Here is a 15,162-nt window from a genome sequence, read left to right as displayed (position 1 = left end):
ATCGAAATATAAATGTTGAGCATAGGAAAGGAGAGCCTTCATGAAAAACAAAAGATCCGTAAAACAAGATGTGCCTCTTATTATCGCCGCCTCGGTTTTGGCCAGCAGTCTGTTTGTCATTCTTGCGTCATCGGTTTTCAGTGGCAGAACATTTAAAGAAATAGAGCAGCTCGTAAAAGAAAGAAGGGAAGTAAATGATTCAAATCGATCCGAGAAGCTCAACCCCGATTTATGAGCAGATCATACAGCAATTGAAAGAGCTTTGTTTAAAAGGGATCATGAAGCCGGGGGATAAACTTCCTTCTGTCAGGGAATTGGCAACGATCATTATCGCCAATCCGAATACAGTCAGCAAAGCGTACAAGGAGCTTGAACGCGATGGTGTCATTGAAACGCTGAGGGGAAGAGGAACGTATATATCGGAGAATGCAAAAAAGACATTGGTTGAAGGGAAGATGACGATGATAAAAGAGCAATTGAAACAGCTCATCATCGATGCCCATTACGCGGGAGTTGAGCTGGAGAAGCTGCAGGAATGGATAAAGGAAATCAGCGCTGATGTGAAAGGAGGCAGGGATCATGATTGAATTGCGCAATCTCTCAAAAACGATTGACGGTAAAGAAGTGCTCAAGGATATTTCGCTCACCATCGGAAAAGGAGAAATTTTTGGGCTGCTCGGCCGAAACGGATCAGGGAAAACAACATTGCTCCGGCTCATTCAGCAGATTCTGCTGCCGGATCAAGGGACGGTTTTATTTAATCAGGTGGAAATAAAGCGGCATCCGAAAGTAAAACAGAATATCATTTATATGCCTGTTGAAAATCCTTTTTATGACAAATATACATATAAACAGCTTGTTGCTATTGTAAGCAGAATCTATCCGAATTTTGATGTGACTTACGCCAATGAGCTCATGAACAGGTACAGCATTCCGGAAACGAAGAAATACCGGGAATTATCCACAGGGCTGAAAAAACAGCTGGCCCTCGTCCTTGCCTTTGCTTCACGTCCGGCATTGATTCTTTTGGATGAACCGACGGATGGGATTGACGCTGTAACGCGTCATGACGTGCTTCAGCTTATGGTGGATGAAGTGGCTGAACGGGAAACGAGCATTCTGATTACTTCACATCGTTTAGAAGATATTGAGCGCATGTGCAACCGGATCGGATTTTTGGAAGGAAATCAGCTGACGAATGTGATGGATTTGGATGATATGAAAGAGGATTACATGAAAATCCAAATGGCGTTTGATGAGGATGTCAACTTGATGATCAGAGAACAAAACATACCGATCCTCGACCATGCCGGTGTGTTTTATACAGTGCTGATTCCGAAGAACGATGAGAAGAAAAAGAAATTTCTGCAAGAGCTGCGCCCGAAAGTGTGGAACGAGCTTCCTGTAAACTTAGAAGAAGTCTTCATCGCGAAGTTTGGGGGGAACCGGAGATGGTAGACCGGGGATTGCTATACAGGGAATGGATGCAGAATCGAACTGTTCTCGTTATGGTCGGCCTTTTTTTAGCGGCGGTCAATCCTTTTGAAGTGTTAAATACCTATCTGGTCTACCAAGGCTGTCTGGATACCCCGGGAGCATATTGTAAGTTTTATGTGAATTCTTTGGAGAGCAGAATGCTGAACTTGAACTGGGCGCCCGCTGTGATTTTGGCGGTTTGCTTATTCGGACTGGAGCGCACAAAGGGAACGATTGATACGCTTTTCAGTCTGCCTTATTCCCGCGCTCAGGTGTTTCACACTAAATATTGGCTCGGAGCGGCGGTCATTGCCGGCTTTCAGGTCATCGGCTACGGGCTGGCTGAGCTGTTGATTCTTCTGTTAAAGCCTGAACGCGTATATTTCTTCCACCATTACAGCGTTGGAGAGATCATTGTGAGTGTTTTGGCTTTTACATTGGTCGCGAGCGCAGGCTGCTTAACGGGCAATACGTTCGCCCAGCTGTTAACGGCGTTTGCTGTATCGATAGCGCCTTACCTGATTATTACGTTGCCGTTGACAAATGCGGAAGTCATCTTCGGGATCGACATGCATGAGCTGATGCCGCCAGTCAATGCTTACCTAAACAATTCTTTTCAATATCTGAATCCGATTACGTACATTGATACGAATTGGGTATCTGCCAGCAAGTATATATTAATCATCCCGGCAGTGATGAGCATTATATTTTATGCCATCGGGTACTTTTGCTATGTCAGACAGCCCGTGGAACGGAACGGCCGTTTTTTCCTCTGGAGACAGCTTGACCGGCCCATTCAGATTGTGGTAATCATTATCGCCGTTCTCGGTTTTGGCCTGGCGGGGTACTCGACGGGACAGACGATGACAGGGTATGCGGCCGGGATGCTGGTCGGAGGAGCGGTCGGATTTTTGGTCAGTTATTTTGCGATTTATAAAAAAACGAAGCATGTGTAAGAAAGGAGGACCGGAATGATACCGCGGGGGCTATTGTATACAGAATGGAAGAAAAATCAGTGGTTGTTTTTATTGAGCAGTATTTTTTTAATAGCGGCAAATCCTTTTATGGTTTATAACAATTACGTAACATATCAGGGATGTTTGAATGATCCGGCTCCGCAAGATTGTGAGTTCGTCGTCAGTTATACGAATGGGTCGCTTCTTTCCTTCAACTGGGTTGTGAGTGTCATCATTGCTGTCTTCTTATTAGGCTTGGAGCGGACAAAGGGAACGATGGATGCCCTGTTAAGCATGCCTTACAGCAGAAGCCAAATCTTTCAGACCAAATTCTGGCTTGGCGGGGCAGTCATTGTTGTTCCCCAGGCGATAGGCTACGGAGCGGCGTCATTGCTGATTTCTCTGCTGAAACCGAGCCATACGTACGATTTTGATCATTTTTCAATCGGAATGATTGTCATCAGTTTTATGGCTTACGCACTGTTAATGGCATCCGGAGCATTGACGGGCCATATATTCGCTCAGCTGTTAACGGCGTTTACCGTAACGATTCTGCCCTTTTTACTCATCGGTCTGCCGGCCGCGAATTTGGAGGTTGTTTTCGATTTTAGTATTGGTAATGAATTCTCTTTCATCAGCAGCTATATCGAATCTCGTCTTTTTATATTTGTAACACCTATTGGATATGTGTTTAACGACTGGATCAGAGAGAGACATCTGATCTTACTCATTCCGGCAGTCATGAGCGTCGTCTTTTATCTGATCGGTTACGTCAGCTTTCTGAAACATCCGAATGAACGGAACGGCAGATTCTTTCTTTGGAGAAAATTGGAACGCCCGGTGCAGCTATTGGTAATCGCGTTTGCGGTTATGGGTTTTGGAGTTTTCGGATATGGGGTCACGGACACGATGTTCGGATATTTAGCCGGCATTATTATCGGCGCCGTTATCGGATTTTTCATCAGTTATTTTACGGTTTACAGGAAAACAAAGCATATGTAGGTCTGTATGAACATGTTTAGTTTGGGGGAAGGCAAGGTGCCGATTAACGGTTTGCTTTATAAAGAATGGAAACAGCGGCAGACGCTGCTGCTCCTTTCCGCGGGGTTCTTACTTATCATAGGCCCTTTGGCAATTATAAATGAGTATTTTCATTATAAAGATTGTTTGAGTGTACTTCATCAATATCCGGGTTCAGTTTGTACATTCAGCATTGATTACAGCCATCGGAATGTAATTGGGCTGCATTTCATTCCTCCGGTTATTATGGGGCTTTTTCTGACAAGAGCAGGACGGGCTGAAAAAATGTATACATTAAGTCTTCCGTATTCGAGAAGCCGGATATTCCATACTAAGTTTTTACTGGGAGCAGCCGTGTTAGCCGGTTCCCAGCTTGTCTCTTACGGAGTGTCTGACATATTGTTTCTTATGCTTAAACCTGACGCTGTACATCATTTTCACTCATTCAGCGCAGGGATGCTGGTCGTCAGCTTGATGATTTATGCATTAGTGACAGCTGCCGGCACAATAACTGGCAATTTAGCAGCACAGCTCATCACAGCGTTCACGATCTCCTTCTTTCCAATCGTGATTTTCACCATTTATCTATTAAACGCTGAGTTCCTTTTTGGCAAGCAGGCTGTGCGGGATATTGATTTCCCTTGGAGCGGGTTTCTGATCTATTTCATGCCGGCCGCTTATATCCATACGTCATGGATTCATTACATGAAACATGCATTGCTTATATGTGCATTAATGGGTTTTTGTTTCTATCTTTTCGGCTATGTGAATTTCCTGAAAATGCCGAGTGAACGAAGCGGACATTTTATCTTGAGCAAACATACAGAACGCATCTTCCAAGTGCTCGTCATGGTGATCAGTATGTTGGGAGGTGCGGGTGTATGCGGATATGCTTATAACGGTTCATATTCCGGCTACATATTCGGCATGCTTATCGGTGCGGTTATCGGGTTTTTCATCAGTTATTACTTCATGTATAAAAAAACGAAACAAATATAAAGGGGAGTGGTTTACGTGATAGATGTACAGCATATCGATCATTCATTTAAAATCGGCAGGAAAGGCAGAGAGAGTGCGGTTCCGGTGCTGAAGGATGTCTCTTTGACCGTTGAAAAAGGGGAAATCGCCTGTATCGTCGGGCGGAGCGGTTCCGGAAAATCAACGCTTCTGAATTTAATTTCCGGCTATATAGCACCGACGAAGGGCCGTATCGTCATTAACGGCACTGATGTGACAGGCTTCAGTGAAAAAGAGTGGGCGCAGTTCCGCCTTGGGCATTTCGGTTTCATTTTTCAAAGTTTTCAGCTCATTCCGAGTCTGACAACCTATGAAAATGTTGAAATGCCGCTTGCCCTCAAAGGCGTAAAACCTTCTGAACGCAAGCAGAAAGTCGCGGATATGCTGAAACGGGTCGGTCTTGAAAATCATGCGAATCATTATCCGAATGAGCTGTCAGGCGGTCAGCAGCAGCGTGTCAGTATCGCAAGGGCGCTGATTTTAAATCCGTCGATTATTTTAGCCGATGAGCCGACGGGAAGCCTTGATTCAGAAACGGAGCTTGAGGTGCTTGCATTAATTCAGCAGCTGAACCGGGAGCGCGGAATTACATTTGTCATCATTACGCATGACGATGAAGTCGCTTCCATTGCTCATTCAAAATTCCAGCTGCATGACGGTGTATTAAAAGGGGGCGTTACAGTTGAGATTTAAGGATCAGGTTCACTTTATCAGAAGAAATATGAAGAAAAACCGGCTGCGTGTTTTCATGACGGTGCTGGCGACGACAATGGCGTGCGCGTTTTTAGTTGTCTTGTCCTCCGTCGGATTCGGGATTCAAAAAACGATTACAGACATTACCATGAGCCAGCAGATTGTGACGGAAATCAATGTGCTCGGCCAGGAGAACGGAAAAGCCGTAAAGAAATCAGACTTGGAAAAATATAAGAATGTCAAGTCTGTCGTTGAAAGAACCCAAGTGTATGAACCGAATAAAGCGACATTGGGAAACAGAACAAATGAAGATTCAGCTATAGTGCTGACAAACATGAAAGACGAAGTCAAAGCCAATATGGAGCTTGATCGGGGAAGAGTCGCCAAATCAGAAAATGAAATTGTGGTCGGCTATAATTTCGCGAAGAACCTATGGACGAAAAAAGAGGCAGATGAATACAACAAAGAATTAAAGGATCATCAAGACAATGTCTCGGATGTGGAAAAGCCAACAGGCTATACGGAGGATCTGCTGAATAAAACCATCCAGCTGAGCATCTCAAAAACGAACAATGATACCGGAAAAACGGAAGGAACCAAAACGTACGACTTTAAGGTAGTCGGAATAACAAAAAAACCGTCCCAAGAGTGGATGGAGGATACAAATATTTTTATCAGTGATCAATTCAAAAAGGACTTTTCGAAATTCTTAGATCTGAAAGGCGGAAATGCTGAAAAAAGCATAAAAGTCTACGCCGACAAATTTGACAATGTTGAACAGTTAACGAATGATTTGAGTGATGACGGTTATAAAGTCATGTCCGTCACAACCGAGCTGCAGGGCGTCAACACATTTTTCCTCGTCTTTAAAATCGGCCTGATCTTTGTCGGCTTTATCGCCGTCTTGATTTCTGCCATCGGTATTTTCAACACGATGACAATGGCGGTTACAGAAAGAACGCAGGAAATCGGGATTATGAAAGCGATCGGCGCAAGCCCGTCCATCATCCGCAGAATGTTTCTGATGGAAAGCGCCTATATCGGGATTTTAGGATCTGTGATCGGGATTATTATTTCCTACGGAGTGAGTTTTGCCGTCAATCTGGCTGTGCCGGTTATTTTGAAAGCGGTAGGGGGAAAGACCGGAGCTGAAGATCTTCATTATACCTTCTCCTATATCCCGCTCAGCCTCGTTGTAATCGCAGTTGTCATTTGTGCGGGAGTCGCGGTGATCTCGGGTATGAATCCGGCCCGGAAAGCGACAAAAACCAACGTTCTGACCGCGTTAAGAAGAGAATTGTAAAGAGAAAGAACCGGCTGGACACAACAGCCGGTTTTTCCTCTATCAGACAGAAAAAGGGTGTATACAAATGTTTCATATTTTGTTAATAGAAGATGATAACACTTTGTTTCACGAGATGAAAGAGAGATTAACGGGCTGGTCATTTGCGGTGCACGGGATAAAGGATTTCAGCCGGGTTACCCGGGAATTTACCGAAATCAAGCCCGATTTGGTGATGATTGATGTGCAGCTGCCGAAATTTGACGGCTTTCATTGGTGCAGAATGATACGCTCCCAATCAAACGTGCCGATTCTGTTTTTGTCCTCGCGGGATCATCCCGCAGATATGGTCATGTCGATGCAGCTCGGAGCAGATGATTTCATTCAGAAGCCTTTTCATTTTGACGTCTTGATTGCTAAAATACAAGCCGTGTTTCGGCGGGTGTATCAATACAATGCAGAACCGGCGCTCATCAAAAGGTGGAGCGGGGCTGCCATTGATGCTGAAACAAACATGGTGAGCCATGAAAACGGTTCAGTTGAGCTGACCAAAAACGAAATGCTGATTTTAAAACTGCTGGCCGAGCAGAAAAATAAAATCGTCAGCCGCGAAGAACTCATCAGAAGCTTGTGGAATGATGAGCGTTTCGTCAGTGATAACACGCTGACGGTGAATGTCAATCGGCTGCGGAAAAAACTTGATCAATTAGGCATCGGGAAGATGATTGAAACCAAAGTGGGGCAGGGGTACATCGCGAAGGAAGAAGACGGTCTTTATGATTAAATCATTTCTGCTTGAAAGAAAAAGCTGGATCGCGATGTTTCTTTTTCAGCAGGCCGTGCTCCTTTTTGCGGCATATATTGATCCATCCATTCCGTTTTTATCGGTGCTGTATTTCATTTATCTATCGCTTCTTCTGTTTCTTGTGTTTCTCTTGTTCCGCTATCGCAAAGAGACCGCTTTTTATAAAAGCTTAACAGAATGGGACGCCAATTTAGACATTTCTTATCTGAAAAAGCCAGACAGTCCGTTTGAATCCATCATTGAAGAAAGCATCGAAGGGCAGACAGAGCAATTGAGAAAAAGCTCACTTCATCTCCAGGCGGCCTCAGAGCATGAGAAAGATGAGCTGATGTCGTGGATTCACGAAGTCAAAACACCGCTGACAGCGATGAACCTTATGATCGAACGCTTGGATGAACAGCCGCTAAAAGCTCCTTTGCAGTATGAATGGCTGCGGATTCACCATCTCCTTGACCAGCAGCTTCATCAGAAACGATTGACCTTTATTGAAAATGATTTATCATTTCAGCACGTTCAGCTCCGTCCTCTCGTTTTCAACGAAATTAAAAACCTGCAATCATGGTGTATACAGAAAGGAATCGGGTTTGACATTCAGCTTGAGGCACAAGACGTTCTCAGTGACGGGAAATGGCTGTCCTTCATCATCAGACAGCTGTTAAGCAATGCCGTCAAATACAGTGAAGCGGATGATATTACCGTAAAAAGCTATGAACACAACGGCCGGGTGCATGTGGATATCGAAGACCGCGGCATCGGCATCAAGCCTAAAGATCTTCCGCGCATTTTTGAAAAGGGGTTTACTTCAACGCGAATGAGCCGTGATCACGCGTCAACCGGGATGGGCCTGTATTTGGCTCAAAAAGCTGCGGTCCCGCTTCTCATCCGCATCAGTGTACGATCAGAGCCGAAACGAGGCACGGTTTTTACATTGGTGTTTCCGAAGCAGAACGATGCCGTCAGCACGTTCAGCGTGTGACAAAAGTGTCACATGCTTTTCTCTTTTGTTCGCTTAATCAAACGAAAAAAACGGCTCCTGTTCTTACAATAAATATAACCAATGTAAAAAGGAGAATCGTAACGTGGTGATTTTAGAAGCAGGCAATATTCGCAAAAGCTATGGAAATAAGCTGAATAAACAAGAGGTGCTGAAAGGAATTGATCTTCAGATCCACAAAGGGGAATTCGTCAGTATTATGGGCCCGTCAGGATCAGGGAAAACGACCCTTTTGAATGTGCTTTCTTCCATTGATAAAGTAAGCGCGGGTACCATTAAAGTGAATGAGACGGAGATTACGTCCATGAAGGAAAAACAGCTTGCCGAATTCAGAAAACGGCATCTCGGCTTTATCTTTCAGGATTATAACTTATTGGATACGCTGACCGTGAAAGAAAACATACTCCTGCCGTTATCCATTACGAAAATGTCTAAAAAAGAGGCGGATCTGCGATTTGCCGAGACGGCAGAGGAGCTTGGCATCTATGATTTAAGACATAAGTATCCGAGTGAAATTTCCGGCGGGCAAAAACAGCGGACGTCTGCCGCAAGAGCTGTTATCCATGAGCCGGGCATCATTTTTGCCGATGAGCCGACCGGAGCGCTCGATTCTAAGGCTGCCTCGGATTTACTGAATAAACTGAGCCGTTTGAATCAGAAGCGCCGCGCCACCATTGTGATGGTGACGCATGATCCGGTTGCCGCCAGCTATTCCGGACGTGTGGTTTTCATTAAAGACGGCCGTGTGTATACACAGCTGAATAAAGGCGGTCAGGAGAGACCGGACTTTTTTCAGGATATTATGAAAACACAAAGCGTGTTGGGCGGGGTTCAGGCATGAGCATTCATCATTTGATCTTCCAGAACCTGAAAAAGAATATGAAAAACTATTATCTTTACGTTTTCGCGCTGGTGTTCAGCGCCGCCCTTTATTTCGCCTTTGTCACAATGCAATACGATCCGGCGCTTGATGAAATGAAAAGCTCCATAAAAGGAGCGGCGGCGATCCGGGCCGCCTCCATTCTGCTTGTGGCGATTGTGTCGGTATTTCTTTTATACGCCAACACTATTTTTATTAAACGGCGCGGCCGGGAAATCGGCTTATTCCGATTAATCGGCATGACGAAAATGCACATTTTCCGCATACTCAGCACAGAAAATTTTATTTTGTATTTCGGGTCGATATGGATCGGTATTTTTGCCGGCTTTTCTCTTTCGAAATTATGTATGATGATGCTGTTCCATACAGTCGGTGTAAAAGCCGCTGTCTCCTTGTTTTTCTCAAGCAGGGCGCTCGTTCAGACGTTGATTGTGTTCGGGGCCGTTTATGTGCTGATTATGATGATGAATTACTTATTTATTAAACGGCAAAGCATTTTGTCTTTATTTAAAGCTGCGTCATCGTCAGAAAGCGGCATAAGGCGGCTCTCTTGGCTGCAGATGACAATCGGCGTTATCGGTATTGCGGCCATCATCGCAGGCTATGCGGTGTCCGCTCAACTATTCGGGGGCAGTTTTACGACCATGAATGAACTGTTTTCGGCAATGGTGTTTATTCTCGGATCTGTGATTATCGGAACCTATTTGTTTTATAAAGGTTCGGTCAGCTTTCTGGCTAACCTTATCAGAAAATCAAAGGGCGGGTATCTGAATGTCAGTGAAGTGCTGTCTTTGTCATCCATCATGTTCCGGATGAAGTCTAACGCCGTACTGCTGACGATTATTACGACTCTTTCGGCGCTGTCAATCGGTTTACTGTCTTTAAGCTATATTTCGTATTACTCTGCGGAAAAATCAGCCGAGCAAAATACGGCGGCTGACTTTGCGTTTGATAACCAAAAGGAGGCTGACTCATTTACCGCCTTATTGAAAAAAAACGGAATTGGGTATCAAGTGAAGACAATCAAGACCATTCAGGCCGGTGTCAATATGAAGAACATCATAAACGGTGATATGAAAAGTTTTAAACAAGACCCATCCCACTTGGCGCTGCCGATTGTAAGTGAGAAAGACGCGGAAGGGGTGGCACTTTCTGACGGAGAAGCTGTGTTTACCGGATATAATGATATGATGAAAAAATTTCTCGACCTAAAAACGTCGGGTTCCATTGAAGTAAACGGCAAAACGGATAAAATACCGCTCGCGTATAAGGGCTTGAAGAACGACTTCATCCTGTCTTATACATTCACAAGCGGAGGACTGCCGACCGTTATTGTCACGCAGCATGTATTTGACCGGATTGAGAAAGATATCGACCCATCCATCCAGGGAAAATCAAATCAATTTTTCGGCATTACACTCAAACATGAAGAGGACGTCCAAAAAGCTGATGACCTGTTTCAGGCGCAGCGCTATTCAGACGGCGCGCTTTCACAGTTTGAAACGGCTGACACCCAAAAGAAAAACATGGGGCTGATCATGTTTATCGTCGGGTTTTTGGGCTTAACCTTTCTGATCACCTCAGGGTGTATCCTTTATTTTAAACAAATGGGCGAGTGCGAGGATGAAAAGGCTGATTACACGATATTGCGGAAGCTCGGTTTCACAACGGGAGATCTGCTGAAAGGCATCCGCCGGAAGCAGGCGTATCATTTCGGCATTCCGCTCGTTCTCGGGCTTTTCCACAGCTATTTCGCCGTTCAGTCAGGATGGTTTTTATTCGGAACCGAGGTGTGGACGCCGATGATCATGGTCATGGCGCTGTATACGTTGCTGTATTCCATATTTGGCATATTGTCGGTGCTTTATTATAAAAAAGTCATTCAATCCGCATTGTAAAATAAGTTGAGGAGCCTCCGCACAGCGGAGGCTTTTTTTGCATGAATAGAAGAAAGCGATTTTTAAAAGAATAGACATACGTCATTTATTCGCGCGGGGGAGCCTTATGCAGAAATATTTTCAATTGAAATCTGAAACAGGGGCCTTTCATCTTTTTTCTGCGGAACACATTTTCACGCTTTTCATCATCGGATTGCTGGGAGTGTTCGTGATCATATTACGGAAAAAGCTCAATCACGGCCGGCCGAATCGCGTTTTCCGATATGTGCTGTTCATTCTTCTTGCCGTGTCGCAGATCTGCTACCATATATGGCTGCTCTTTCATCATGCCTGGTCGCTGAAAACATCTCTGCCGCTGCAGCTGAGCGACCTATCCGTCTATTTGGCGATGCTGATGGTTATGACAAAAAGCAAAAAGCTGTTCGCCTTCCTCTATTTTGCCGGTTTGGGCAGCGCCATACAGGCGATGGCTACGCCTGATTTAGGGGCGTATACCTTCCCTCATTTTCGGTATATCGTGTTTTTCGTCTCTCACGGCTGTGTTTTTCTTGCCTGTCTATTTATGGCCAGTGCAGAAAAGTACAGACCGTCGGTGCACGCACTTTGGGTGTCAGTGCTGATCGTCAATCTGTACGGGGCGTGTGTCTTTTTTATTGATCGTGTGCTGAATGCGAACTACCTTTATTTAATGAAAAAACCGAAGACCGCTTCGCTTCTGAATGTTTTCGGGCCTTGGCCGTGGTATCTTCTTTCAATGGAAGCGGCGGTGATATTGAGCTTTTTCATTCTGTATATCCCGTTTTGGCTGCTGAAGAAAAGAGCATGATGGCGGGCTGTTTTTGTGAATCCAATCATTTGTAATTTTTTCAACATTCCGGCATTATTTTTTTCAGATTCTTATGTTGAAAAAAGGCGTCCGCGGGGATAGAATGAATGTGCTATGATAACGACCGATACGGAGCTGCAGCTTGCGGTTTCCGTTTTTTCATGGATTTTTTTATAGAGAAAGGGGGATCGGTATGCCGCGCGCTTTGAAGATATTAATCATCGGAATGTTTATCAATGTGACGGGCGCATCTTTTTTGTGGCCGCTGAATACGATCTATATTCATAATCATTTAGGGAAATCGCTGACTGTTGCGGGGATTGTTCTGATGCTGAATTCCGGAGCCAGTGTAGCGGGGAATTTATGCGGCGGATTTTTGTTTGATAAAATCGGCGGATTCAAATCCATTATGTTGGGCATTATGATCACTTTGGCAAGTCTTCTCGGACTTGTACTGTTTCACCAATGGCCCGTTTATATTTGGCTGCTCATCATTGTCGGGTTCGGTTCCGGCATCGTGTTCCCGGCCAGCTACGCCATGGCGGGAGCGGTCTGGAAAGAAGGCGGGCGGAGAGCTTTTAATGCGATATATGTAGCTCAGAACGCAGGTGTCGCTGTCGGTTCCGCACTGGGAGGAATGGTTGCGGCGTACTCGTTTACGTACGTGTTTTTAGCCAATGCCTTGCTGTATGTGCTGTTTTTCCTTATTGTATTTTTCGGTTTTCGAAATATCAAAACCGGAAATGCGGGCCAGGTCTCTGTTCTGGACTACGAGCCTGTCAGCAGCAGAACGAAATTTACGGCGCTCCTTATACTGAGCGGCGGGTATGTTCTCGGGTGGATTGCCTATTCGCAATGGTCCACAACCGTTGCGTCACATACTCAAAGCATCGGTATGCCGCTTTCATTATACAGTGTGCTCTGGACCGTAAACGGAATATTAATTGTCGCCGGACAGCCTCTTATAGGAGTTGTTCTGAAAAAATGGTCCGGTGCGTTAAAAACGCAGATGGTCATCGGCTTTTGTATTTTTATCGTCTCGTTCGGCGTGCTTCTCGGCGCCAAGCAATTTCCGATGTACCTCACCGCGATGGTGATTTTAACGATCGGAGAAATGCTTGTCTGGCCTGCCGTTCCCACTATTGCCAATCAGCTTGCGCCTAAGGGAAAAGAAGGGTTTTACCAAGGGTTCGTCAACAGCGCTGCGACGGGCGGCAGAATGATCGGCCCGCTCCTTGGCGGCGTGCTGGTTGATCAGTACGGCATGAGCGTGCTGCTCTTGATCCTGATGGTGCTTCTTGTCGTCAGCATCGCAGCGACGGTGCTTTACGACAAACGCCTGAAAGCTGTTCATAAACAAAACGTCCAAGTGCGATGACGTCAAAAAAATCCCGCCGTTTCGGCGGGATTTTTGTTTATACGACAGGAAGCACGTTGACTGCGTCCTTAACATTTAAATAGGTCTTAAATGAAGAAAAATTGGCATCAAGCTGATTCATTTTCATGGCAAGGGATGGCTTGATACCGGTGATGATTAATTCTGTGCCGATTAATTTAAGCAGGTGGTGCAATTTGAAAATCCGGTCCGCGGTCTGTTCGTTCACCTCGGCCAAACCTGATAAGTCTATAATTAAGTAATCATCTTTAGATGCGGTTAATATGTCCGTCAAAGTTGTCACAATTGAGTCAAATCGTTCTTCTGTTAAGTTCCCCACTAACGGCAAGGCGGAGATGCCGTTTCTGATCGGAACAATCGGCGTTGACAGCATCGTAATTTCTGCGAGGGAATCCTCAAGGAGTTTTTCGTATTCTTTCTGCTCTGTGATGTCTTTTTGAAAACCGACAAAATAGAGCTTGTCTTCAACATAAAGAGGATCAATATTGAGTTCATTCCAAAACGGGGTGCCGTCTTTTTTTACATTTTTCAGCCGCACCGTGATCTTTTCTTTATGTTTTAAGCTTTTTCTTATTTTCGCGACTTGTTTTCGGTCGGTTTCTTTGCCTTGCAGAAATCTGCAGTTCTTACCTAATATCTCTTCGGAAGAATAGCCAGTCATATCCATAAATCCCTGATTCGTATATATGATGGGATTGTCCTCAAGAGAGGGGTCTGTAATCACCACGCCGATGCGTGCGTGATCAAGCGCCTTTTTGATAAGCTCCAGCTGCTCCAGTTTTCCGAATACATTTGAGTCAGCCATATAAAACCCCCTTTTGGCCGTAAAGCTGTGCGCTTTTTTCAGCCGTTGTTTCTCCCCTTTTTAAATGAATCTACAGTAACCGTAGCATAACATATGTTCTGATTCAAGCAGCCGAAGTTTGCGATTTGTCATTCGGGCTTGTCCTCATATACACTGAAGATATAAGGAGAAGGTATATCGCCGCTAAGTAAGTGACTAGGTCATTGTCACTGGGTGAAAAATGAATCTAATGCATCAAGCTTACCGATCATGTGTTCACATATAATGGAAGAAACAAGCTTTTTACTTTCCTGCTCATTCGCCGGTATGTAGATATCGAAAATCATCGTATTCGTAAGGGGGCTGGATGGCCTGAAGTCGCTTTACTAAATAAGGGCTTTAGGAAGGTGATGAAGATGCTGCATCAGGTAATTATTGCTTGTGTAATTGGAGGAATCATGGGGGTTCTCGGTCATGTGAAAAAGAGAGGCAGGCTGGAGAAACCCAGAATGACAAAGCGGTTTATCTATCTCGGTTTTTTGGAAGATGGTTTTATCGGAATGGCTGCTTCCATCTTACTTGTCTTATCCGCTGACCCCGATTCAGGAATTCAACTCGTCATCTTATCCATAATCGCAGGCTACGGCGGAGAAGCTGTTCTCAGAAGCTTTGATTTTGTCAGGGAACAAAACAGTGATTCGGCCGAAGCAAAACCACACCAGCAAAAAAATCCTCCATCAAAATAATATCCCCGCTCATGACCCGTTCTGGGTACATTCCCATTGTATACAAACCTGCTTGCACTTATGAACAGAATTCTATAAAATACAGGTAAGATTACGGTAGCGATAAGAACAGTGAAGAGGAGCAGTAAGAAGCAGATTTTGCAGTCAGAGAGTTGACGGCCGGTGCAAGTCAATCAAGTCTGTTTCCGAACTCGCCTCAGAGTTGCAGCGGCAAAACCGCTGACGCATAACTGCGTTAAAAGTATCAAGTGAGTGCGGCTAAAAACCGCGCTAACGAGGGTGGTACCGCGGGAAACAAAAATCTCTCGTCCCTTTTTGGGATGAGGGAGTTTTTTTAGTTTTAGAATAATCTGAATATAATCTTTCTCATCCCGTCAATACTTGGACTA

The 15,162-nt window shown here is 44.9% G+C and carries 15 protein-coding genes, 1 pseudogene and 1 other annotated feature; of the genes and pseudogenes, 15 read left to right on the top strand and 1 reads right to left on the bottom strand.

The genetic code is table 11. From position 1 onward, the window contains the following. Nucleotides 1-40: 40 nt before the first annotated feature. The 14 genes and pseudogenes from MHH91_RS15130 (at nt 41) to MHH91_RS15065 (ending at nt 13,225) form a co-directional block, all read left to right on the top strand. Nucleotides 41-235 (top strand): hypothetical protein, encoded by a 195-nt coding sequence (locus MHH91_RS15130; protein WP_014470846.1) that lies wholly within the window; start codon nt 41-43, stop codon nt 233-235. Then, nucleotides 195-587 (top strand): GntR family transcriptional regulator, encoded by a 393-nt coding sequence (locus tag MHH91_RS15125; RefSeq protein WP_013353259.1) that lies wholly within the window; start codon nt 195-197, stop codon nt 585-587. The genes MHH91_RS15130 and MHH91_RS15125 overlap by 41 nt, the downstream gene beginning before the upstream one ends. Next, the gene (locus MHH91_RS15120; protein WP_013353258.1) at nt 580-1,458 is read left to right on the top strand and encodes an ABC transporter ATP-binding protein; all 879 of its coding nucleotides are present in this window, start codon (nt 580-582) and stop codon (nt 1,456-1,458) included. The genes MHH91_RS15125 and MHH91_RS15120 overlap by 8 nt, the downstream gene beginning before the upstream one ends. Beyond that, the gene (locus tag MHH91_RS15115; RefSeq protein ID WP_014470844.1) at nt 1,452-2,432 is read left to right on the top strand and encodes an ABC transporter permease subunit; all 981 of its coding nucleotides are present in this window, start codon (nt 1,452-1,454) and stop codon (nt 2,430-2,432) included. The genes MHH91_RS15120 and MHH91_RS15115 overlap by 7 nt, the downstream gene beginning before the upstream one ends. A 15-nt stretch (nt 2,433-2,447) precedes the next feature. Further along, a complete protein-coding gene (locus MHH91_RS15110; protein ID WP_013353256.1) occupies nt 2,448-3,434 on the top strand; it encodes an ABC transporter permease in 987 nt (328 codons plus the stop codon). Between the two features lie 36 nt (nt 3,435-3,470). After that, the gene (locus tag MHH91_RS15105; RefSeq protein WP_014470843.1) at nt 3,471-4,451 is read left to right on the top strand and encodes a hypothetical protein; all 981 of its coding nucleotides are present in this window, start codon (nt 3,471-3,473) and stop codon (nt 4,449-4,451) included. Nucleotides 4,452-4,466: 15 nt separating this feature from the next. After that, nucleotides 4,467-5,162, top strand: a complete 696-nt coding sequence (locus tag MHH91_RS15100; protein WP_013353254.1) for an ABC transporter ATP-binding protein — start codon at nt 4,467-4,469, stop codon at nt 5,160-5,162. Beyond that, nucleotides 5,152-6,465: an ABC transporter permease gene (locus MHH91_RS15095; protein ID WP_013353253.1), complete on the top strand. Its 1,314-nt coding sequence runs from the start codon at nt 5,152-5,154 to the stop codon at nt 6,463-6,465. Before MHH91_RS15100 ends, MHH91_RS15095 begins: the two co-directional genes overlap by 11 nt. A 67-nt stretch (nt 6,466-6,532) precedes the next feature. Beyond that, a complete protein-coding gene (locus MHH91_RS15090) occupies nt 6,533-7,228 on the top strand; it encodes a response regulator transcription factor (RefSeq protein ID WP_013353252.1) in 696 nt (231 codons plus the stop codon). After that, nucleotides 7,221-8,225 (top strand): sensor histidine kinase, encoded by a 1,005-nt coding sequence (locus tag MHH91_RS15085; protein ID WP_014470842.1) that lies wholly within the window; start codon nt 7,221-7,223, stop codon nt 8,223-8,225. Before MHH91_RS15090 ends, MHH91_RS15085 begins: the two co-directional genes overlap by 8 nt. Nucleotides 8,226-8,328: 103 nt before the next feature. After that, nucleotides 8,329-9,088: pseudogene (locus MHH91_RS15080) on the top strand (ABC transporter ATP-binding protein); the annotation flags it as partial. Then, a complete protein-coding gene (locus MHH91_RS15075) occupies nt 9,081-11,021 on the top strand; it encodes an ABC transporter permease (protein WP_014470841.1) in 1,941 nt (646 codons plus the stop codon). The pseudogene MHH91_RS15080 and the gene MHH91_RS15075, both read left to right, overlap by 8 nt. 106 nt (nt 11,022-11,127) lie before the next feature. Further along, entirely contained in the window at nt 11,128-11,847 is a 720-nt protein-coding gene (locus MHH91_RS15070; protein WP_014470840.1) for a YwaF family protein, read from the top strand. A 193-nt stretch (nt 11,848-12,040) separates the two neighbouring features. Then, nucleotides 12,041-13,225 carry an MDR family MFS transporter gene (locus MHH91_RS15065; protein WP_013353247.1) on the top strand — a complete coding sequence of 395 codons (1,185 nt, stop codon included), beginning with the start codon at nt 12,041-12,043 and terminating at the stop codon, nt 13,223-13,225. Nucleotides 13,226-13,262: 37 nt separating this feature from the next. On the opposite strand, the gene MHH91_RS15060 is transcribed toward MHH91_RS15065, so the two are convergent. Continuing rightward, entirely contained in the window at nt 13,263-14,048 is a 786-nt protein-coding gene (locus MHH91_RS15060) for an STAS domain-containing protein (RefSeq protein WP_013353246.1), read from the bottom strand. A 389-nt stretch (nt 14,049-14,437) separates the two neighbouring features. On the opposite strand from MHH91_RS15060, the gene MHH91_RS15055 reads away from it, so the two are divergent. After that, nucleotides 14,438-14,773: a DUF4257 domain-containing protein gene (locus MHH91_RS15055; protein ID WP_015418038.1), complete on the top strand. Its 336-nt coding sequence runs from the start codon at nt 14,438-14,440 to the stop codon at nt 14,771-14,773. Between the two features lie 102 nt (nt 14,774-14,875). After that, nucleotides 14,876-15,089 (top strand) — a binding site (T-box leader). Nucleotides 15,090-15,162 lie beyond the last annotated feature (73 nt).

Origin of the sequence: Bacillus sp. FSL K6-2819 (assembly GCF_038008305.1) — a bacterium.
GTDB lineage: Bacteria > Bacillota > Bacilli > Bacillales > Bacillaceae > Bacillus > Bacillus amyloliquefaciens.
This window is presented reverse-complemented; position numbering and strand designations above follow the sequence as displayed.